The organism is Capillimicrobium parvum (assembly GCF_021172045.1).
GTDB lineage: Bacteria > Actinomycetota > Thermoleophilia > Solirubrobacterales > Solirubrobacteraceae > Capillimicrobium > Capillimicrobium parvum.
Window position 1 is genome coordinate 1,921,356 of record NZ_CP087164.1, and the last position, 20,164, is coordinate 1,941,519.

The following is a 20,164-nucleotide window of genomic DNA, read 5'->3' on the forward strand; positions in this document are numbered from 1 at the left end:
CGTCGCGCCGCCTTCGGTTGTTCCAATCGCGTGACGCCGCTCGCCTGGCGGCCCGCGCGAAACGTGGAATGCTCGCCCGCCCGGGATCGTGCTCCCGGCAGGCGAAGGAGAGAGAGCATGACGGCTGACCCCAACGCACCGACGCCGACGCTGCCGCTGTCCGCGGAGCAGCTGCTGACGACCACGCGGGCGGTGCGCAAGCGACTGGACTTCGACCGGCCGGTGCCGCGCGCATTGCTGCGCGAGTGCGTCGAGGCCGCGCTCCAGGCGCCGTCGGGGTCCAACCGCTGGGCCATGCAGTTCGTGATCGTGACCGACCCGGAGCGCCGCCGGGCCCTCGCCGACGTCTACCGAGCCGGCTACGCCCTCTATCGCGAGATGGACGGCGTGTACATCGGCAGCGTGGACAAGGGCGACGAGGAGCTCAACCGCCAGCAGCAGCGCACGGCGCGGTCGGCGGACCATCTGGCCGAGAACATGCATCGCGCTCCCGCACTGGTCGTCGCGTGCGCGCCCGGGCGCGCGGAGGGCGACGTCGCGCCGATCCGCAAGACCACGCTGCTCGGCAGCGTCCTGCCGGGCATGTGGTCCTTCATGCTCGCGGCCCGCCTGCGTGGGCTCGGCACGGCATGGACCACGGTCCACCTCTTCAAGGAGCAGGACGCCGCCGACGTCCTCGGGATCCCGAACGACGCGGTCACGATGGGCGCCCTGACCCCCGTGGCGTTCACGAAGGGCACGGACTTCCGCCCGGCGCTGCGCCCGGACCCGGACTCCGTCATCCACTGGGATCGCTGGTAGGCGGCCGCATCGTGCTGTCGCGATCGGCCCTCCCGCTCGTCGTGGCTCCGATGCTGACCGTGTCGGGGACGGACCTCGTCGTCGCGGCGTGCCGCAGCGGCGTCGTGGGGGCGTTCCCCACGGCCAACTGCCGTGCCGGGGGCGAGCTCGACGAGTGGCTCGCGCGAATCGAGGCGGAACTGGAGACGCCCGCCGGAGAGCAGGCGCCCGCGCCGTTCTGCCCGAACCTCATCGTGCACCGCTCCAACCGGCGCCTGGAGCGCGACCTCGAGACGCTCGTGCGCCACCGCGTCGAGCTCGTGATCACCAGCGTCGGGTCCCCCGCGCCGGTGATCGACGCGCTGCGTTCGACGGGCTGTCAGGTCTGGAGCGACGTCGCGACGCTGCGCCACGCCGAGCGCGCCATCGAGCTCGGGGTCGACGGGCTCGTCCTGCTCGCCGCCGGCGCCGGCGGACAGACGGGCGCCGCCAACCCGTTCGCCTTCGCCCGGGCCGTCCGCCGGCGCTTCGACGGCACGGTGATCCTCGCCGGCGGGATCTCCGACGGGGTCGCGCTGCGCGCCGCACACGTCCTCGGCTGCGATCTGGCGTACATGGGGACGCGCTTCATCGCGACGCGCGAGAGCATGGCGCCGCCCGCGTACAAGCGGATGCTCGTCGACTGCGAGCTCGACGACGTCGTGTTGACCTCGGCCTTCACGGGCTTGCCCACGAACATGCTGCGCCCGTCGATCGCCGCCGCGGGGCTCGATCCGGACGCTCTCGGCCCCGCCGCGACGTTCGACATGGGGCACACGCTCATCGGCGCCGACGGCGAGCCCCCGACGCGCTGGCGCGACATCTGGAGCGCCGGCCACTCCGTCTCGGGGGTCGACGGGATCCTGCCGGTCGCCGAGCTGGTGGCGGTGATCGCCGGCGAGTACGAGGCGGCGGCCCGGACGCCGGCGGCGCGCAGCGCCGGAGCACTGCACTGATGGCCGCCCTGTCGAGCATGCAGGACGACTTCCCGCTCACGCTGACGCACGTCCTGCGGCGGATGCGCACGGTCCACGCGGCAGCCACCGTCACGACGCTGCGCGACGAGGGCGGCCGCAAGGACCGGGCGACCTTCGCCGAGATCGCCGATCGGGCGGGGCGGCTCGCGGCGGCCCTGCGCCGGCTCGGCGTGCGTCCCGGCGACCGCGTCGCCACGTTCGCCTGGAACACGCAGGAGCACGTCGAGGCCTACTACGCGGTCACGTGCTCCGGCGCCGTCCTGCACACGGCCAACCTGCGCCTGCACCCCGAGCAGGTGGCGTGGACGATGAACCACGCGGGTGATCGCGTGGTCATCTTCGACGACTCCCTCGTCGCGCAGATGGAGCAGATCCGGCCGCACCTCGAGCACGTCGAGCACCTCGTGATGATCGGGGACGGCGACCCCGGCTCGCTGACCGGCGTGCTGCACTACGAGGACGTGCTCGCAACGGAGTCGGCCGGCTTCGCGTGGCCCGAGCTGAAGGAGCGTGCCGGCGCCGCCCTCTGCTACACGTCGGGGACGACCGGGGACCCGAAGGGCGTCCTGTACTCCCATCGCTCGATCGTCCTGCACGTCCTCGCGATGGCCGGCTTCGACGTGTTCCGCGTCGCCGAGCGCGACCGCGTCCTGGCGATCGTCCCGATGTTCCACGCCATGGGCTGGAACCTGCCGTTCATCTGCGGCATCGTCGGGGCGGACCTCGTCATGCCCGGGCGCTTCCTGCAGTCGCCCTTCCTGGCCCGGCTGATCGAGGAGGAGCGCATCACGTACAGCTCCGGGGTGCCGACGATCTGGATGGACCTGCTGCGCCACGTCGACCGCCACGATGCCGACCTCGGCAGCCTGGAGACCGTCGTCAGCGGCGGCACGCAGGTCCCGCCCGTGCTCATGGAGACCTACGAGGAGCGCTTCGGCGTGAAGGTCGTGCAGGGCTGGGGGATGACCGAGACCTTCCCGGGTGCCGCGATGGCCCACGACTGGTCCGGGGCCGCCGACGACGACGAGCGCTGGGCGCTTCGGGCCACGGCCGGTCGCGTCAGCCCGCTCTACGAGGTGCGCGTCGTCGGCGACGACGGCGGCGAGCTGCCGTGGGACGGGGAGTCCACCGGCGAGATCGAGATCCGCGGGCCCAACGTCACGTGCGCGTACTTCCGCGACGAGCAGGCCACCGCGGCGGCGATGGACGACGGATGGCTGCGCACGGGCGACGTCGGCTCGATCGACGCCGGCGGGTGGATCCGCATCACCGACCGCGCGAAGGACGTCATCAAGTCCGGCGGCGAGTGGATCTCCTCCGTCGACGTCGAGTCCGCCCTCATGCGCCATCCGGCCGTCGTCGAGGCGGCGGTGATCCCCCGGCCCGACGAGCGCTGGAGCGAGCGGCCGCTGGCGTGCGTGGTCGTCGAAGGCGACGTCGATCCCGCGGAGCTGCGCGGCTTCCTGGCCGAGCAGGTCGTGCGGTGGTGGCTGCCCGACGACTTCGCCTTCCTCGACGAGATCCCCAAGACGAGCGTCGGCAAGTTCGACAAGAAGGTCCTGCGCGTCGCGCTGGCCGCCGGCGACCTGCCGGTGCGCACCGTCGGCGACCCCCGATCCCCCTGATCAACCACCAAGGAGGAGAGCCATGTACAAGCTCTACGCGTACTGGTCCGCGCCCAAGCCGGAGGACGTCGATGCGTTCGAGGAGTACTACCGGACGACGCACGTCCCGCGCGCGGCCGCCGTGCCGGGCCTCGAGGACATCGTCACGACCCGCACGTCGGACGGGTTCGAGGGCGGCGCGACCCCGCACTACCGCGTCGCCGAGATGACCTTCGCCAGCAAGGAGGCGATGGCCCAGAGCGCCCAGTCGCCCGAGTGGGCGGAGATGCGCCAGTGCTCCGGCGACATCATCGGGCGCTTCGGCGTCAGCCTGACCGTCGAGTCCGGAGAGATCGACGCGGGCGCCTGAGGTCAGGCGGACCTCCGCGCGCGGATGATGGCCGCCGCCGCGCGGTCGTGAACCCGGTGGGTCTCCCGGATCTCGACGTCGCCGAAGCCCGCGTCGGCGAGCAGGCGGGCGTACTCCGCGCGCGTGAGGGCTCCGGCGATGCATCCGACGTACTGGGCGAGGTCGGCGCGCGTGGCCTCGTCCATCTCGCCGTCCGCGACGACGTCGCTCACGGCGAAGCGTCCGCCCGGGCGCAGGACCCGGGCGGCTTCGGCGAGGACGCGCGCCTTGTCGGTGGAGAGGTTGATGACGCAGTTGGAGATGACGACGTCGACGCTCGCGTCGGCGAGCGGGACGTCCTCGATGTGGCCCTTGAGCCAGCGGGCGTTGGCGACGCCGGCCCGGGCCTGGTTGGCGCGGGCGAGATCCAGCATCTCGTCGGTCATGTCGAGGCCGTAGGCGAGGCCGGAGGGGCCGACGCGGCGGGCCGAGAGCAGGACGTCGATGCCGCCGCCGGAGCCGAGGTCGAGGACCGTCTCGCCGGGGTGCAGGTCGGCGATCGCGGTGGGGTTCCCGCAGCCGAGGGAGGCGAGCAGCGCGCTGTCGGGCAGCGCGCCGCGATCGTCGCCGGCGTAGAGCGAGCCGCCGAAGAGCCCGGCCTGCTCGTCGGTGATGATCGCGGCCCCGCCGCCGCAGCACGCGGCCGCGCCGGTCTGCGTGACGGCGCGGGCGCTGGCCGCGTATCGCTCGCGGACGACCTCGCGCAGGTCTGACCGGTCCGCGGCGCGGCCGGCGCGGCAACCGCATGCGCCGCCCGCGTGGTCCGCGCCGCAGCAGTCCGCCTTGTCGGCCGGATCGCAGCAGGTGGCCTGCTCGGCGGGCGTGCAGCAGGCGGTCTCGCGTGAGGTCGTCATCACGGAGATCGTACGCTGTTATATCGACGTTTGTCAATACAGGCCCCCGCGGCGCGGCGCGGCGCGGCGCGGCGCGGCCCGGTCGTCAGCGAAGCCAGGCGCCGAGCTCGCCGAGCGCGTGGGGCAGCACGTAGTAGTACGCCCACAGGCCGCGGCGCTCGGAGTCGACGAGGCCGGCGTCGCGCAGCTTCTTCAGGTGGTGGCTGAGCGTCGGCTGGGAGACGTCGAACAGCGGGACGAGCTCGCACACGCAGACCTTTCCGGCGTGCCGGCGCAGGACGTCGACGAGCTGGAGGCGGATGGGATCGCCGAGCGCCTTGGCGACCTCGGCGAGCCGGATCGCCTGCTCGCGGTCGACGTCGGGGTAGACGACCGGCTCGCAGCAGCGCTCGCCGGCGGGCCGCTTCTGCTTCGGGGTCAGCTCGAGATCGATGGTCATCGATGCGAACACTACGCGGGCGCCCGGCCTGCGGATGTGAAAGCTTCGTATCCGTCTATCGAAGCGACGATGTTCGATGTTATGTTCGCTCTGTGGATCGGCCCGACCTCGCCCGGCGGATGCTGATGGAGGCCATCGGCGCGTTCGCGCTGGTGGTCGCCGGATGTGGCGCGATCATCGCGGACACGACCCGCGACGGCGCGCTCGGGACGGTCGGCATCAGCCTCGTCTTCGGGCTGATCATCATGGTCATGGTCTACGCGGGCGGGCACCTCTCGGGGGCGCACTACAACCCGGCGGTGACGATCGCGTTCGCGCTCGCGCGCCACTTCCCGGTCCGCGAGGCGGTGGCCTACATCGGGTCCCAAGTCGCCGGCGCGGTCGCGGGCGCCGGCCTGCTGCTGGCGGCGTGGACGGACCGCCCCGCGGACCTGGGCGCCACGGTGCCGAGCGTCGCGACGGGCACCGCGCTGCTCTACGAGGTCGTGCTCACCGCACTGCTGATGTTCGTCATCACGGCGGTCGCCACCGACACCCGGGCGGTCGGTGCGGCGGCGGCGATCGCGATCGGCGGCGCGGTCGGACTCGACGCGCTGTTCGGCGGTCCGATCACGGGCGCCTCGATGAACCCCGCCCGCAGCTTCGGCCCGGCGCTCGCGTCGGGCACGTGGACCGACTTCTGGGTCTACGTCGCCGGACCCGTCGCCGGTGCGGCGATCGGCGTGTTCGCCTACGAGCTCGTGCGCGGCCGCCGACCCACGGGCCCACCCCCGATCACGAGCGAGCGTTGAGCATGGCCAACGTCCTCTTCGTCTGCCTGCAGAACGCCGGCCGCTCGCAGATGAGCCAGGCGCTGCTCGAGCGCGCCGCCGGCGGCCGTCACGCCGCCCGCTCGGCCGGCAGCCAGGCGGACCCGGCCGGGCGCGTGCACCCCGAGGTCGTCGAGGTCATGCGCGAGCTCGGCATCGACCTCGCCGGCCGCCGCCCGCATCGCCTGCAGCAGGCGGACGCCGAGTGGGCCGACGTGGTCGTGACGATGGGCTGCGGCGACGCCTGCCCCTACATCCCCGGCAAGCGCTATGTCGACTGGGACCTGCCCGACCCGGCCGGTCAGAGCCTCGACGCCGTCCGCGCCACCCGCGACGACATCGCCCGGCGCGTCGACGATCTCCTGGCCCCGCTCGACGCCGGCGCCTGAGCCTCACGTCGCCGGCGGCTCGACGAGCTCGAGCAGCCCCTGACCGCCGTCGGTGACCTCGAGCGTCCGCCGGATCGGCGCCCCGGCCGGGACGACGAGCGTGAGGCGCATCCCGTGGCCAGCGAGCCGTTCGCGCAGGTCGAACATGAGCTCGACGGCCGCCGAGTCCATGAACGTCACCGCCGACAGGTCGAGGACGAGCCCCGTCTCGGCGGTGGCGAGCGCCTCGACGAGCCGCGCGCGGACCAAGGGCACGGAGGCGGCGTCGAGCTCGCCCCGGACGCCCGCGCGCAGAAGGCCGCCGTCGGCGACGACGTCCACCGTGGCGAGCTCACCCATCGCGCCCGCCCGCCGCCCCGAGCAGGCGCACCAGTTCCACGCGCGTGCCGTGCTTGCCGGTCGTGACCTCGACGCCGTCCATCAGCCGGCGGATCATCCCCAATCCGCGGCCCCGGTCGTCCTCGCGCGCAGCACGCCAGCGGCCCTCGTCCTCAACGGTGAAGCGCAGGCGCCCCGCCTCGCGCGCGGCCCGGACGGTGACGGTGCCATCGCCCGCCCCGTATGCGTGCTCGATCGCGTTGCTCGCCGCCTCGTCGAGGGCAAGCACGACGTCGTATCCGGCCGGCCCGTCGACGCCGTTGGCGGCCAGCCACCGTCGCAGCGCGCGGCGCGCCGTCGCGAGGCTCCGCGCGTTCGCGGGGAGGCGCACCGTGAGGGGGGCGGCATCGACCGGTCCGAGCGCAGTGACGAGCACCGCCACGTCGTCCGCGAAGCCGCCGGGTGGTCGCAGCGCGTCGAGCAGCCCGTCCGCGAGCGCCTTCGACGTCCGTCCCCGCAGCGCGGCGACGGCCTCCGACAGCCGCTCGAGCCCGGCGTCCAGGCTCTCCGAGCGCCGCTCGATGAGGCCGTCGGTGTAGAGCACGAGCAGCGCTCCGTCGCCGAGGCGCTCCACCCGCGTCTCCCACATCGCCGATCGCGTGACGCCGAGCGGGGGGCCGGGGCTCGCCACCAGGCCCGGCGGCGCATCGGCCGAGGGCGCGACGATCGCGGGCGGATGGCCGGCGCACGCGATCTCCAGCCGCTCGCGCGCCACGTCGATGCGCAGAACCTGGCAGGTGACCATGGGCGAGCCGTCTATCCCCGCCACGAGCGCGTTCAGCGAGCGCAGGAGGGTGGCCGGATCGTCGCCGCGCAGCGCGTAGCCACGCGTGGCGCTGCGCAGCTGGCCCATCACGGCGGCGGCGGACAGCCCGTGCCCCGCGACGTCGCCGATCGTGAGCACCACGGTCCCGTCGTCGAGGATCACCGCGTCGTACCAGTCGCCCCCGACCACCGCCACGTCCTCGGCGGCGACGTAGCACCCGGCCACGTCGAGATGCGGCTCGGCCGGCAGCGTCGCCGGGAGCAGGCTGCGCTGCAGCACCTCGGCGACGCGGTGCTCGCGCGCGTAGAGGTCCTCCATGCGCGTCGCGTGCTCGCGCTGGAGCCTCGTCTCGATCGTCCGGCTGCGCGCGAGCTCAAGCGTCGACCGCAGCCGGGCGCGCAGCTCCGACGCGGTGAACGGCTTGACCACGTAGTCGTCGGCGCCGAGCTCGAGCGCGTCGACGGCGGCGTCCGGGCCGGCGCGCGCGGACAGCACGACCACCGGGATGTGCGAGAGCCGTTCGTCCGCGCGCATCGCGCTGAGCAGCCCCAGCCCGTCGAGCCGCGGCATCATGACGTCGCTGAGCACGAGATCCACCCCGTCGGGGTCCGTGCGCAGCTGCTCGAGGGCGTCCTCGCCGTCCGTGGCCACGCCGACGTCGACGTCGGCGGTCAGCAGGTCGCGAAGGTACTCGCGCATGTCCGCGTTGTCGTCGACGATGAGCACCCGCGGGCGGCCCCCGGCGGCCCGCTCCGGCAGCGCCGCCATACCCGGGTGCCCGCCGCGCGCGCCTTCCCAACGGCGCATCTCCTCGACGTGCGCCGACGCGAGCGCCGAGGGCGCCGCGGCGACCGCCGGCCCGTCGGTCGCCAGCGGCAGCTCGATGACGAACGTCGTTCCCGAGCCCCCGGGCCCGACCTCCACGCGGGCCAGGCCGCCCTGAGCCTGGGTGAGCTCGGCCACCACCGCGAGCCCGATGCCGCTGCTCTCGTGCGTGCGCGAGCGGGCCCCGGGGACGCGGTAGAAGCGGTCGAAGATCTGGCCGCGGTGCTCGGACGGGATGCCGATGCCGGTGTCGGAGACCTCGATGACCGCCCAGCCATCGCGTTGGGCGCCGTGGACCGTGATCGACCCGTCGAACGTGTGCTTCAGCGCGTTCGACAGCAGGTTGAGCAGGATGCGCTCCCACAGCTCGGGGTCGACCTGCACGGGCGCCACCAGCGCGGCGACGTCGACCTCGAACGACAGGCCCGCGTCGCGCACCGCGGACTCGAAGTTGGAGGCCAGCTGTGCGGTGAGGGCGGCAAGGTCGGTGGGCCGCGCGTCGGCTCGCGTCCCGCCGGTCTCGGCGCGCGAGAAGTCCAGCAGCGCGTTGACGAGACGCAGCAGGCGCATGGCGTTGCGGTGGGCGATCGCGACGCCGTCGCCGTCGCCGTCGCCGTCGCCGTCGCCGTCGCCGTCGGCCGCCGGACGGCGCGCGAGCTCGTCCTCGAGCGGGCCCAGCATCAGCGTGAGCGGCGTGCGGAACTCGTGCGAGATGTTCGTGAAGAAGTCGGTCTTCGCGCGGTCGAGCTCGGCCAGCGCCGTCGTGCGGGCGCGCTCCTCCTCAAGGACGAAGGCGGCGGACAGGGCGGTGGCGACGGCGCGGGAGAGCAGCCGGTGAAAGCGGCGCAGCTCGTCGTCGAGCGCGAGGCGCGCGGGTACGCCGAGCACGAGGCGCCACGATCCGTCGCCGCAGTCCAGCGCCGCCACGTATGCGCCGGCGAGCGCAGCCGGGTCGGGGCCGGCGAGCTCGATCGCCGGTGGGGCGGGGACGATCCTCGGCGCGCGCCCGGTCGCGTTGAGCACCGTGTCCAGCCCGTGGCCACCGCCCGGGACCAGCTCGGCGAGCCGCGCCTCGGTGCGGGCCGTCACGCCCGTTGCGGCCACGAGGCGGGCGCCCTCGTAGAGCAGGGCGAACGGGACGTCCGCGGCGTCCGCCGCCAGCGCGGCGATCACCGAGCGCGCGACGGCGGCGAGGTCGTGCGTGCCGCCGGCGCGGTCGGCGACCTCGGTGAGCACGCGCAGGCGCCGCGCCCCGAGCACGCTGCGGGTGGTCTCGGTCACCGCGCAGAACACGCCGCCGACCCCGCCGGACTCGTCGATGATCGGGCTGTAGGAGAACGTGAAGTACGTCTCTTCCTCAAAGCCCGCGCGCGTCATGAGCAACAACTGGTCCTCGGACCACGTCGCGCGCCCCTCGGTCATGACGCCATCGAGCATCGGCCCGATGACGTCCCAGATCTCCGGCCAGACCTGGCGGCCCGGCGCGCCGAGCGCGCGGGGGTGCTTGTCGCCGAGTATCGGGACGTAGCTGTCGTTGTAGACCTTGACGAGCTGCGGCCCCCACCAGATGAGCATCGGGAAGCGCGAGCTCAGGCACATGCTGGTCGCGGTGCGCAGGCTCTGCGGCCAGGACCGGGGATGCCCGATCGCGCTCGCCGACCAGTCGTGCTCGCGCATGAGCCGGCCCATCTCGCGGCCCCCCGACAGGAAGTCCAGGGACTCGCCGCCCGATCCTTGGTCGACACCTCGCACGGCGGCGGTCCTACCCGCGGCGCCGCCGCGTTGATCGTCGCCCGGCGCGGTCGGTCAGCCGAGCGCGCCGGGCGGCAGCACGAAGCGGACCGCTGCGGACCGCGCCGGGGCGCGGTCGCCGTGGAGTCCGCCGGTGCGCGCCGACGTCTCGCGCGTCTCGGGCCGGCCGCCGACGCTGGCGATCCAGGCCTCGATCGCGTCGCGGTTGGAGCCCTCGGCGGTGATCGCCACGCGCTCGATCACATGGCCTGAACCGCCGGGGACGGGCCGGGCCAGGCGCCTGACCACGGCCCGGATGGCGTCATCGTCGAGCGCCGGTGGATCGGCGGCCGACGGGGGGTCGGGCGTCATGGGCGACCGACGAGGCCGGGCGGGGGCGAAGAGGGCATGTCCCGAGTCTAGGCTCCCGGCCCGCCGTCAGCTCGCATCGGGCAGCAGCGGTGGGGCGGTGCGGTACGTCGCGGGCGTCTTCGACAGGCGGATCGGGTTGCGCGTCAGCCGCGTCGTCCCGCCGTCCTCGCGCGGCAGGTCGACCGTCGGGTCGAGTCCGAGCCGCTCGGCCAGGGCGAAGGCGCCGGCCACGTCGTTGACCGGTCCCGCGGGGACGCCGGCGCGCCACAGCCGGTCCGCCCAGTCGGCGGCGGTCCGGTGGGCGAGTCCGCGCTGGAGCGCGGCCCGCAGCTCGTCGCGGTGCGCGACGCGGTCGCGGTTCGTGGCGAACCGCGGGTCGCTGCAGATCTCGGGCAGCCCGAGCGTCTCGCCCAGCGCGGCGAACTGCTTGTCCGTGCCGACCGCCACGGCGATGTCGCCCTCCGCGGTGCCGAGCACCTCGTAGGGCGCGATGCTCGGGTGCGCGTTGCCCATCTGGCCGGGCACCACGCCCGCGATGGTGAACGCCGACGCCTGGTTGACGAGCGCCGCCAGCAGCGAGGACAGCAGGTCGACCTCGACGCGCTGGCCCTCGCCGGTTCGGTCTCGGTGGCGCAGCGCGGCGAGGATGCCGGTGCTCGCGAACAGCCCGGCGATGATGTCGACGAGCGCGACGCCGACCTTCTGGGGCGGGTGTCCCGGCTCGCCCGTGATGCTCATGAGCCCGCCGACCGCCTGCACGAGCAGGTCGTAGCCCGGCAGGCTCGCGCCGCCGCCGGACCCGAAGCCGGTCACCGAGCAGTAGACGACCGCGGGGTTGACCGCGCGAACGTCGTCGTAGCCGAGCCCGAGCCGCTCCATGACGCCGGTGCGGAAGTTCTCGACGACGACGTCGGCGTCGGCGACGAGCTCGCGGGCCTCCGCGGCGCCGGCGTCGGAGGCGAGGTCGAGCGCGACGGTGCGCTTGTTGCGGTTGACCGACTGGAAGTACGTCGCCTGCCCGCGGTCGTCGAAGGGCGGGCCCCACGCCCGGGTGTCGTCGCCGCCGCCCGGGCGCTCGACCTTGACGACGGTGGCGCCGAGGTCGGCGAGCAGCATGGTGGCGAAGGGGCCGGCGAGCACGCGGGAGAAGTCGACGATGCGCAGGCCGTCGAGAGCGGCGGTCATGTGAGCTACGATATTCGATCTTCGAAGATCTCCGTGTGCGGCTGCCCCAGCGTCAGCCCGCGCGGCCCTCATCAGACCGACGCCCAAGGACCGAGCCATGAGCACGACCACCGCCGCGCCCGCCGAGCTTCGCCCGACCGACTTCCTCGGCATCGACCATCTCCTCGACGACGAGGAGCGGATGATCCGCGACACCGTACGCAAGTTCGTCGCCGAGCAGGTCACGCCGCACGTCGGCGACTGGTTCGAGGAGGGGACGATCCCGCGCGACCTGCCGGCGCGGATCGGCAAGCTCGGCCTCCTCGGGATGCACCTGAGCGGCTACGGCTGCGCCGGCACGAGCGCGACGGCGTACGGCCTCGCGTGCCTGGAGCTCGAGGCCGGCGACAGCGGCGTGCGGTCGCTCGTGTCCGTGCAGGGCTCGCTGGCGATGTACGCGATCTGGCGCTGGGGCTCGGAGGAGCAGAAGCAGCAGTGGCTGCCGCGGATGGCCGCCGGCGAGGCGATCGGCTGCTTCGGCCTCACCGAGCCGGACTCCGGCTCCGACCCCGGCTCGATGCGCACCCGCGCGCGCCGCGACGGCGACGACTGGGTCCTCAACGGCCAGAAGATGTGGATCACGAACGGCTCGATCGCCGACGTCGCGGTCGTCTGGGCGGCGACGGACGAGGGCGTGCGCGGCTTCGCCGTCCCGACCGACACGCCCGGCTTCAGCGCCCCCGAGATCCACAAGAAGCTCTCGCTGCGCGCCTCGATCACGTCGGAGCTCGTGCTCGACGACGTGCGCCTGCCCGACAGCGCCCGCCTGCCCGAGGCCACCTCGCTGCGCGGTCCGCTGTCCTGCCTCAACGAGGCCCGCTTCGGCATCGTCTTCGGCGCCGCCGGCGCCGCGCGCGCGTGCTTCGAGGCGGCGCTGGACTACGCCAAGACGCGCATCCAGTTCGACCAGCCGATCGCGTCCTTCCAGCTCGTGCAGGCGAAGCTGGCCAACATGGCCGTCGAGGTCAACCGTGCCACGCTGCTCGCGCTGCACCTGGGCCGCATGAAGGACGAGGGCCGCCTGCGCCCCGAGCACGTCTCGATGGGCAAGCTCGCCAACGTCAACGCCGCGCTCGAGGTCGCCCGCACTGCCCGCCAGGTGCTCGGCGCCAACGGCATCACCCTCGAGTATCCGGTCATCCGCCACATGAACAACCTCGAGTCCGTCGTCACCTACGAGGGCACCGCCGACATCCACCAGCTCGTCATCGGCGGCGCGCTGACCGGCATCCAGGCGTTCCGGTAGGCAGCGATGGCGATCGCACCGGCCCGCGGCCCGCAGACCACGCCCCAGCATGCGCTGGAGTGGCTGCGGGCGGCGATCGTCTCGGGCGATCTGCGGCCCGGGCAGCGCATCGCGCAGGAGGACGTCGCCGAGCGCATCGGCATCAGCGTGGCGCCGGTGCGCGAGGCGCTGCGCGTGCTCGAGCAGGAGGGCCAGGTCACGTACCTGCCCCGCCGCGGCTACTTCGTCACCGAGCTACGCATCGCGGACCTGGAGGAGATCTACGCGCTGCGCCGCGTGCTCGAGGAGCGCGCGGCGCGGCACGCCCTGCCGACGCTCGACGACGACGCGCTGCAGCGCCTCACGCTCGCGGCGCGCGACTGCGTCGACGCCGCCTATGCGAGCGACATCGCCGGTGAGCTCGAGGCCAACCGGCGCTTTCACTTCGCGATGCTCGACGCGCCCGACCAGCCGCACACGACCCGGCTGATCCGGCAGCTGTGGGACTCGACCGAGGCCTACCGGGCGCTCTACTACAACTCCGCTGACGAGCGGGCGGCCGCGACCGACGCGCACGACCGGATCATCGACGCGGTCCGCGACCGGGACGCCGACCGGCTGGTCGCCGAGCTCGACGCGCACCGCGACCGCGCGCTCGAGGTGCTGCGCGGCATCCTCGACTGACGCGGTGCCGGCCGCCGCGCCGGCGCTCCAGGGTGCGCCGCTGAAGACTGCGGCGGGGAGGCGGGTCCCGAGGGTTCTCGCTATCGGTCGAGGAGGTGGTCCCCCGCGGGCCCCCGCTATCGGTCGAGGAAGCGGTCCCCCGCGGGTTCTCGCTATCGGTCGAGGAGGCGGTCCAGCAGGACGTCGGGGTGGTCGCGCTCGAAGCGGTCGAGGGCGAAGTCGCCGGCGAACAACGCCAGCAGCATCCCGTCGCTGCGGTAGACGAGCTCGGCCCAGCGGCTGGTGCGGACCACCTCGGCCCCGGCGGCGTCGGTGCGCCGCGCGTGCGACCAGTTCGCGTGGTCGACGCGCACGGGCACGCCGAACTCGGTGCGCAGCCGCTCGACGGCCACCTCGAACTGCAGCGGGCCGACGCCGGCGAGGATGGGGGTGGGGTCGGCGACCGGATCGCGGCGCAGGAGGTGGATGACGCCCTCCTCGGCGAGCTGGTCCAGGCCGCGCTGGAAGTGCTTGCGCCGCGTGGTGTCGAGGTTCGAGACGGTGACGAAGTGCTCGGGGGCGAGGCTCGGGATCGGCGGGAAGCGAGCCGGGTCGCCGGCGTACAGGGTGTCGCCGACGCGCAGCTCCGCGGCGTTGACGACGCCGACGACGTCACCGGGGAACGCCTCGTCGATCGAGGCGCGCTCGTCGCCGAAGACCTCGTGCGCGTAGGCCATCGTGAACGGCCGTCCGGTGCGCGCGTTGACCGCCTTCATGCCGCGCTCGAAGCGCCCGGAGCAGACCCGCAGGAACGCGACGCGGTCGCGGTGGCGGCGGTCCATGTTCGCCTGGACCTTGAAGACGAACCCGGCGAACGGTGCGTCGAGGTCGCGCTGCGGGCCGTCGACGGTCGGCCGCGGCTGGGCGGACGGGGCGAGCTCGAGCAGCGCGTCGAGCAGCAGGCCGACGCCGAAGTTCGAGACGGCCGACCCGAAGAACACCGGCGTCGCGGCGCCCGTGGCGTAGGCCTCGAGGTCGAGATCGCCGGTGACCGCGTCGAGCAGCTCGAGCTCCTCCTCGGCCACGGTCCAGGCGTCGCCCTCGCGCTCGCGCGCCTCGTCGGCGGTGAGGACCTCGTCGCCGGCGCGGGTCGCGCCACGCGCCGTGCGGGTGAAGCGGTGGAAGGCGCCGTCGCGGCGGTCGACGACGCCGCGGAAGTCGCCGGGGATGCCGACCGGCCACGTGATCGGGTACGGGGCGAGATCCAGCACCTGCTCGATGTGGTCGAGCATCGCCAGCGGATCCATGCCGGGCTTGTCGTACTTGTTGACGAACGTGATGAGCGGGATGCGCCGCGCGCGGGCGACCTCGAACAGGCGCAGCGTCTGGCGCTCGACGCCCTTGGCCGCGTCGAGCAGCATCACGGCGCAGTCGGCGGCGGCGAGCACGCGCAGGGTGTCCTCGGAGAAGTCGCGGTGGCCCGGGGTGTCGAGCAGGTTCAGCACGGTGTCGCCGTGCTCGAAGCGCAGGACGGTGGACGTGACCGAGATGCCGCGGCGGCGTTCGATCTCCATCCAGTCCGACGTCGCGGCGCGTCGTCCGTTGCCCGCGCCGACGGTGCCGGCCTCGCCGACGGCGCCGCCGTAGAGCAGCAGCTTCTCGGTCAACGTCGTCTTGCCGGCGTCCGGATGGGAGATGATCGCGAAGGTCCGCCGGCGGGCGGCCTCGGCGGCGACGGTGCTGAGCGGGTGGGCGGGGGCGTCGATCGTCATGGGTCTCCGTGCGTTCGGCAGGGACGACCCGCGCGAAGCCGCCTGCGAGGTCGACGCAGGCGAGAGCGTCATCAACGAGGATAGTGGCGGCTCGGGCCCGCCTAGGATCGCTGACGTGACGCGTGCCCTCGCCCCGGCGCTGCTGGCGCTCTGCTGTGCCGGCCTCGCCGCCTGCGGCGGGGGGTCCGGCGGCCGGACAACCGAGACGTCGAGCTTCCGCGGACCGGAGCCGGCGGCGTGGCGGGTCTCGGTGCACCCGCTCGGCCGGGGCGCGTTCCGGGCGGCCAACGTGACGTTCGGTCCGCAGGGGCTGGCGCTGGCGCTGCCCGCCGGGACGCTCGACGGCGGTGAGGTCCAGGCGACGGAGCTGCGCGGCGACGGCACGTACCGCGCCCGGCTGCGCGCGAGCTCCGCCCCCGGCTCGCTGAGCGCGTTCTTCCTCTACCTGCACGACCACGCGACCGACTCGAGCGACGAGCTCGACTTCGAGATCCCGGCGGGCGAGCCGCACCGGGCGATCCTGACCGTGTGGCGGGTCGGCACGAAGACGCCGGCCGACCAGCGCACCGTCGCACTCGACTTCGACCCCGCCGCGGCGCTGCACGACTACGCGTTCGTGCGCGAGGGCGGGGAGGTGCGCTTCGAGATCGACGGGCGCGAGGCGTTCCGCTCGGCGAAGGCGCCGACCGCCGCGCTGCGGCCGATCTTCAACGCCTGGTACCCGACGTGGCTGGAGCCCTCGGTGCCGACCGCGGCCGGCGAGATGCTCGTCGACCGCTACCAGTTCACGGGCTGACCGCGAGCTCGCCCGCCAGCCGGGCGAAGGTCGCGATCGCCTCGGCGAGGTCCGTCTCCGCGGTGTCCTCGGCGCGCGTGTGGCTGATGCCGCCGATCGACGGGGCGAACACCATCGCGGCCGGGATGCCCGCGCGGGCCAGCGCGGCGCTGTCGTGCAGCGGGCCGCTGACCACGGGCGCGCCGCCGCCCGTCGCGCGGACCGCGCGCTCGACGAGGGTGGAGTCGAAGGCGATGGGGTCGATCTCCCACAGCAGGCGGCGCTCGACGCCGCAGCCGTGGCGCTCGGCCGCCGCATCCGCGGCATCGGCGGCCGCCCGCTCGAGCGCGACGAGCCGATCGCGCTCGGGGTGGCGCAGGTCGACCGTGAACGCGCACCGCTGCGCGATCGCCGTCGGGATCGCGGGCTCGGCCTCGACGCGCCCGACGGTGGCGTAGCCGTCGAGCCCCTCTCCGGCGTCGCCGATCGCGGCGATCGCCTCGGCCGCCGCGCGCACCGGGTCGCGGCGGTCGGCCATCGGCGTGGCGCCGGCGTGGCCGGCCGCGCCCGTGAGCGCGAAGGCGAGCCGGCGCACGCCGAGGCAGCCGGACACGGCGGCGCAGGCGCGACCGGCGCGCTCGAGGATCGGGCCCTGCTCGATGTGCAGCTCCAGCGCCGCGGCGACGTGGGCGAGGCGCGGGGACCGCTCGCCGAGCCGGTCGAGCACGACGCCGTGCTCGGCGAGGACCGCCGCCGCGCCCAGGCCGTCGATCTCGGCGCGGGTCGCCTGCCCGGTGGCCATCGAGGACCCGAGCAGCGAGCGCCCGAAGCGCGTGCCCTCCTCGTCGGCCCAGTCGGCGACGGCGATGGTGCGCTCACCCGGGCCGTCCGTGGTGAGCGCCGCCAGCACGCCCAGCCCGGCGTGCACGCCGAGGATCCCGTCGAGCCAGCCGCCGCCGGGCACGCAGTCGACGTGGCTGGCCAGCAGCAGCGTCTCCGCGCGCCGGCCGGGCACGACGAACCAGAGGTTGGCGAACGCGTCGCGCTCGATCTCGACCCCGGGGACGAGCGCCCGCGCGTGCTCGACCAGCCGCTCGCGCTCCGCCGCCCACGGGGCGCCCCACGCCTCACGGCGCCCGCCGCTGCGCACGTCGGCCTCCCGGAGGCGGGCGATGACGGCGGCGGCGTCGACGGCGGGCGTCACGCCCGCGAGCCTGTCAGACGGCGACCGGCTCCGCGATGAACTCCATGGCGGACGCGCCGATGGCGATGTCGAGCGACACCGATCCGCCGGTCAGGCGCACGGCCGAGAGATCCTCGGTCAGGCCGGCGTCCCAGCCGTGCATGTCGACGCCGCGCAGCGCCACCATGAGCAGGCGCTCGGCGCGCATCTCGCGCGTGTTCGGGATCGCCGGCTTGTCGAGCTCGAGGGAGACCTCGTAGTCCACCTCACTCGGCGTCTTGGCGCGCAGGCGGCGCAGGTTGCGGTCGATCTCGACGGCGACGGGTGCGAGGGCGAGGTCCTTCCGGGTCTTCGGGGCGGTCATGGCGATCTCCGGTGCGTGAGGATGGGTCGCCAAATCCAATCCGATGCCTGCCCTCCCGCCATCCGCGCAGACCCGTGGGGTTCCTGCGGGCCGCCCCGGTCCCGCGGTCCGTAGAACGGGCGCATCCCGGGCGCTCACGACACGCCCGCGCTCGGCGGCACGCCGGGCTCCGCGCCGCACGGCAACCCGATGTACACCGGCCGTCGGTCGCGCGCGACCGCGAGCGGATGGCGCGCGTCCAGGGCGACCTGTCCGTGGCCGTCGCGCACCGCAACCCGATGCTGCGGGACATGTGGTGCGGCGAGATCGGGCGCGGAGCGCTGGGCGAGCCGCGCGGCCCGATGAAGATGTCGTCAGCCGCCGCCGCTCTCGGCGCGTACCCAACGCCCGACCTCGGTCTGGTCGGCGTCCGCGGGCAGCGCCCGCTGCGCGCGCTCCCACACCGACAACGCCTCGGCACCCAGCGCGTGCTCGGCGCCGAGCTGCCGGGCCAGGCCGATCGCGATGCGCATGTCCTTGGCCATGAGCGCGAGCGCGAAGCCGGACGCGTAGCGCTCGGTCAGGACCTGGTCGGGCCACTTGCGCTCCGTCGCGAGCGAGCGGCCCGTCGACACGTTGATCGCGTCGAGCATCGTCTGCGGGTCCAGCCCGAAGCCGCGGCCGATCTCCAGCGCCTCGCAGGTGGCCAGGAACGTCGTCGCCGAGAGCAGGTTGTTCAGCGACTTCAGCGCGTGGCCGGCGCCCACCGGCCCGGCGTGCACGACCGTCGCGCCGACGACCTCGAAGAGCGGGCGGCACGCCGCGACCGTCTCGCCCGGGCCGCCGGCCATGATCGTCAGCGTGGCGGCCTGCGCGCCCGCGACCCCGCCGGAGACCGGGGCATCGACGAGCTCGACGCCGAGGCCCGCGGCCCGCTCGGCGAGCGCGCGGGTGCGCAGCGGCTCGGACGAGCTCATGTCGATCACGAGCGCATCCCGCGGCAGCGCCTCGAGCAGCCCGCCGCCGACCAGGACGCTCTCCACGACGCCCGAGTCCGGGACCATGAGGATGATCGCGTCGGCGCCGTCCGCGGCCTCGCTCGCCGTGGCGAACGCGGCGGCCCCGTCGAGCGCCGCGAGCCGTTCGCGCGCGTCCGCGGACACGTCGAAGCCACGGACCGCGAAGCCCGCGGCCGCGAGATGGCCGGCCATGGGGAACCCCATCCGGCCGAGGCCGACGAACGCGACGGACGCGCTCGGCGCGAGGGGAGCGCGCATCCGCTCAGGCCTCCTCGTGCAGGCGCACGCCGCCGGCCACGTCGCCGATGGCGTCGACGACGCGGTTGCTGATCTCGTCGCCGTAGCCCTGCCCGAGCGCGAGCCCGAAGCTCGCCACCGGGCCGGCCGCGTTCAGGCTCGGCGCTCCGAGCTCGCGCAGCATGTCGAGGTAGAGCGTGACGTCCTTGAGCATGAGCTTGCTCGTCAGCCCGCCCTCCATGTAGTCGCCGTCGACGATGTTCGGGAAGCGCTTGAGGCTGGCGAAGTTCACGCCGCTGCTCGCGTTGATCACGTCGAGCACCTTGTGCAGGTCGAGCTCCGCGACGCGCGCGGCGACCATCACCTCGGCGGTGGCGGCGAGCGACACCGCGTTGAGGAAGTTGTTGAGCAGCTTCGTGACGTGCCCGGCCCCCGAGTCGCCCATGTGGAAGATGCTGGTGCTGAAGCGCTCGAGCACCTCGCGCACCTGCTCGAGGGTGCCCGGGTCGCCGCCCACCATGATCGCCAGCGTGCCCTTCTCGGCGGCGGCGGCGCCGCCGGAGACGCCGGCGTCCAGCAGGGTCGCGCCGCGGGCGGCCAGCTCGGTGGCGAGCGCCCGCGTGGAGCTCGGCGACGCGGTGCTGAGGTCCACGACGACCTGACCTTCGCGGGCGGCGGCGATCAGGCCCTCCGGGCCGCGCATGACCGCCTCGACCACGCGGCTGTCGGGCAGCGACAGCAGGATGACGTCGGCCTGCTCGACGAGCTCGCGCAGCGAGCCCGCCGCCTCGATCCCGTGCCGGGCCGCCTGGGCCGGGTCGGCGTCGAAGCCGATCAGCGACCGGCCCGTCTCCCTGATGCGCGCGGCGATCCGCCCGCCCATGTTGCCGAGCCCGACGACGCCGATCCGCGGCAGCTCATTGCTCATGCGCCCGCGCCCGCGATGGCGTCGCGGTACTGCTCGTCGGTGACCGGCTCCAGCCACTCGTTGTGCTTGAGCGAGATCGCCAGGTGCACCATGAACGTGTCCGGCCCCGCGCCGTGCCAGTGCTCCTCGTCCGGCGGGATGAACACGACGTCGCCGACGGTGATCGGGCCTCCCGTGCCGTCGCGGTCGTAGATGTGGCCGGAGCCGCTCGTGACGACGAGGATCTGGCCGGCCTCGTGGCGGTGCCAGTTCGTACGCGCGCCGGGGGAGAACGACACGCTGGTGATGGCCACGCCGTCGGACTGGCCCATCACCGCGTCGGCCCACACCGTTCCCGTGAACGTGTCGGTGCGGTGCTGGGACGCCGTCCCGCTGTGGCCGCCCTTGATGATCTGCATCGTCTCCACCCCGAATCGCCGTAAG

21 protein-coding genes are annotated in these 20,164 nt (G+C 74.0%); 9 read left to right on the plus strand and 12 right to left on the minus strand.

What is annotated here, in order from left to right; genetic code table 11:
- Positions 1-117: 117 nt before the first annotated feature.
- Genes DSM104329_RS09555 through DSM104329_RS09570 form a run of 4 tightly spaced genes read left to right on the plus strand, consistent with a single transcriptional unit; the run spans position 118 to position 3,770 of the window.
- Positions 118-801: a nitroreductase family protein gene (locus DSM104329_RS09555; RefSeq protein ID WP_259315201.1), complete on the plus strand. Its 684-nt coding sequence runs from the start codon at positions 118-120 to the stop codon at positions 799-801.
- Between the two features lie 50 nt (positions 802-851).
- A complete protein-coding gene (locus tag DSM104329_RS09560) occupies positions 852-1,775 on the plus strand; it encodes an NAD(P)H-dependent flavin oxidoreductase (RefSeq protein WP_407655904.1) in 924 nt (307 codons plus the stop codon).
- Complete coding sequence (locus DSM104329_RS09565) at positions 1,775-3,421, plus strand: long-chain fatty acid--CoA ligase (protein WP_259315203.1); 1,647 nt, start codon at positions 1,775-1,777, stop codon at positions 3,419-3,421. Before DSM104329_RS09560 ends, DSM104329_RS09565 begins: the two co-directional genes overlap by 1 nt.
- Before the next feature lie 22 nt (positions 3,422-3,443).
- Positions 3,444-3,770, plus strand: a complete 327-nt coding sequence (locus DSM104329_RS09570) for an EthD family reductase (protein WP_259315204.1) — start codon at positions 3,444-3,446, stop codon at positions 3,768-3,770.
- A gap of 2 nt (positions 3,771-3,772) precedes the next feature.
- Here the strand turns inward: DSM104329_RS09570 and arsM are convergent, their stop codons facing one another.
- Both arsM and DSM104329_RS09580 read right to left on the minus strand, forming a co-directional pair.
- Positions 3,773-4,663 carry an arsenite methyltransferase gene (gene arsM, locus DSM104329_RS09575; RefSeq protein WP_259315205.1) on the minus strand — a complete coding sequence of 297 codons (891 nt, stop codon included), beginning with the start codon at positions 4,661-4,663 and terminating at the stop codon, positions 3,773-3,775.
- A gap of 85 nt (positions 4,664-4,748) precedes the next feature.
- Positions 4,749-5,102 carry an ArsR/SmtB family transcription factor gene (locus DSM104329_RS09580; RefSeq protein WP_259315206.1) on the minus strand — a complete coding sequence of 118 codons (354 nt, stop codon included), beginning with the start codon at positions 5,100-5,102 and terminating at the stop codon, positions 4,749-4,751.
- Between the two features lie 92 nt (positions 5,103-5,194).
- On the opposite strand from DSM104329_RS09580, the gene DSM104329_RS09585 reads away from it, so the two are divergent.
- Both DSM104329_RS09585 and DSM104329_RS09590 read left to right on the plus strand, forming a co-directional pair.
- Positions 5,195-5,893 (plus strand): aquaporin, encoded by a 699-nt coding sequence (locus DSM104329_RS09585; RefSeq protein ID WP_259315207.1) that lies wholly within the window; start codon positions 5,195-5,197, stop codon positions 5,891-5,893.
- Between the two features lie 2 nt (positions 5,894-5,895).
- A complete protein-coding gene (locus DSM104329_RS09590; RefSeq protein WP_259315208.1) occupies positions 5,896-6,300 on the plus strand; it encodes an arsenate reductase ArsC in 405 nt (134 codons plus the stop codon).
- A gap of 3 nt (positions 6,301-6,303) precedes the next feature.
- Here the strand turns inward: DSM104329_RS09590 and DSM104329_RS09595 are convergent, their stop codons facing one another.
- From DSM104329_RS09595 to DSM104329_RS09610, 4 genes are all read right to left on the minus strand, one after another.
- Positions 6,304-6,639, minus strand: coding sequence for an STAS domain-containing protein (locus DSM104329_RS09595; RefSeq protein ID WP_259315209.1), 336 nt, complete (start codon positions 6,637-6,639; stop codon positions 6,304-6,306).
- Entirely contained in the window at positions 6,632-10,021 is a 3,390-nt protein-coding gene (locus DSM104329_RS09600; RefSeq protein WP_259315210.1) for a SpoIIE family protein phosphatase, read from the minus strand. The genes DSM104329_RS09595 and DSM104329_RS09600 overlap by 8 nt, the downstream gene beginning before the upstream one ends.
- 54 nt (positions 10,022-10,075) lie before the next feature.
- A complete protein-coding gene (locus tag DSM104329_RS09605) occupies positions 10,076-10,372 on the minus strand; it encodes a hypothetical protein (RefSeq protein ID WP_259315211.1) in 297 nt (98 codons plus the stop codon).
- A gap of 66 nt (positions 10,373-10,438) precedes the next feature.
- A complete protein-coding gene (locus tag DSM104329_RS09610; protein WP_259315212.1) occupies positions 10,439-11,557 on the minus strand; it encodes a CaiB/BaiF CoA transferase family protein in 1,119 nt (372 codons plus the stop codon).
- 97 nt (positions 11,558-11,654) lie between these two features.
- Between DSM104329_RS09610 and DSM104329_RS09615 the strand changes: the two genes are divergently transcribed.
- Together DSM104329_RS09615 and DSM104329_RS09620 are read left to right on the plus strand one after the other, a co-directional pair.
- A complete protein-coding gene (locus DSM104329_RS09615; protein WP_259315213.1) occupies positions 11,655-12,842 on the plus strand; it encodes an acyl-CoA dehydrogenase family protein in 1,188 nt (395 codons plus the stop codon).
- Between the two features lie 6 nt (positions 12,843-12,848).
- Entirely contained in the window at positions 12,849-13,505 is a 657-nt protein-coding gene (locus DSM104329_RS09620; RefSeq protein ID WP_259315214.1) for a GntR family transcriptional regulator, read from the plus strand.
- Positions 13,506-13,657: 152 nt separating this feature from the next.
- Here the strand turns inward: DSM104329_RS09620 and DSM104329_RS09625 are convergent, their stop codons facing one another.
- Complete coding sequence (locus DSM104329_RS09625) at positions 13,658-15,256, minus strand: peptide chain release factor 3 (protein ID WP_259315215.1); 1,599 nt, start codon at positions 15,254-15,256, stop codon at positions 13,658-13,660.
- A 115-nt stretch (positions 15,257-15,371) separates the two neighbouring features.
- Between DSM104329_RS09625 and DSM104329_RS09630 the strand changes: the two genes are divergently transcribed.
- The gene (locus tag DSM104329_RS09630) at positions 15,372-16,052 is read left to right on the plus strand and encodes a family 16 glycosylhydrolase (protein ID WP_259315216.1); all 681 of its coding nucleotides are present in this window, start codon (positions 15,372-15,374) and stop codon (positions 16,050-16,052) included.
- On the opposite strand, the gene DSM104329_RS09635 is transcribed toward DSM104329_RS09630, so the two are convergent.
- The 5 genes from DSM104329_RS09635 to DSM104329_RS09655 all read right to left on the minus strand — a co-directional run bounded on the left by DSM104329_RS09635 (position 16,042) and on the right by DSM104329_RS09655 (position 20,139).
- Positions 16,042-17,235 (minus strand): hydantoinase/carbamoylase family amidase, encoded by a 1,194-nt coding sequence (locus DSM104329_RS09635; RefSeq protein ID WP_259315217.1) that lies wholly within the window; start codon positions 17,233-17,235, stop codon positions 16,042-16,044. The genes DSM104329_RS09630 and DSM104329_RS09635 overlap by 11 nt on opposite strands.
- A 13-nt stretch (positions 17,236-17,248) precedes the next feature.
- On the minus strand, positions 17,249-17,578 hold the full coding sequence (locus tag DSM104329_RS09640; RefSeq protein ID WP_259315218.1) for a hypothetical protein: 330 nt from the start codon (positions 17,576-17,578) through the stop codon (positions 17,249-17,251).
- Positions 17,579-17,931: 353 nt separating this feature from the next.
- Positions 17,932-18,834, minus strand: coding sequence for an NAD(P)-dependent oxidoreductase (locus DSM104329_RS09645; protein WP_259315219.1), 903 nt, complete (start codon positions 18,832-18,834; stop codon positions 17,932-17,934).
- Between the two features lie 4 nt (positions 18,835-18,838).
- Positions 18,839-19,741: an NAD(P)-dependent oxidoreductase gene (locus tag DSM104329_RS09650; protein WP_259315220.1), complete on the minus strand. Its 903-nt coding sequence runs from the start codon at positions 19,739-19,741 to the stop codon at positions 18,839-18,841.
- Entirely contained in the window at positions 19,738-20,139 is a 402-nt protein-coding gene (locus DSM104329_RS09655) for a cupin domain-containing protein (protein ID WP_259315221.1), read from the minus strand. The genes DSM104329_RS09650 and DSM104329_RS09655 overlap by 4 nt, the downstream gene beginning before the upstream one ends.
- Positions 20,140-20,164 lie beyond the last annotated feature (25 nt).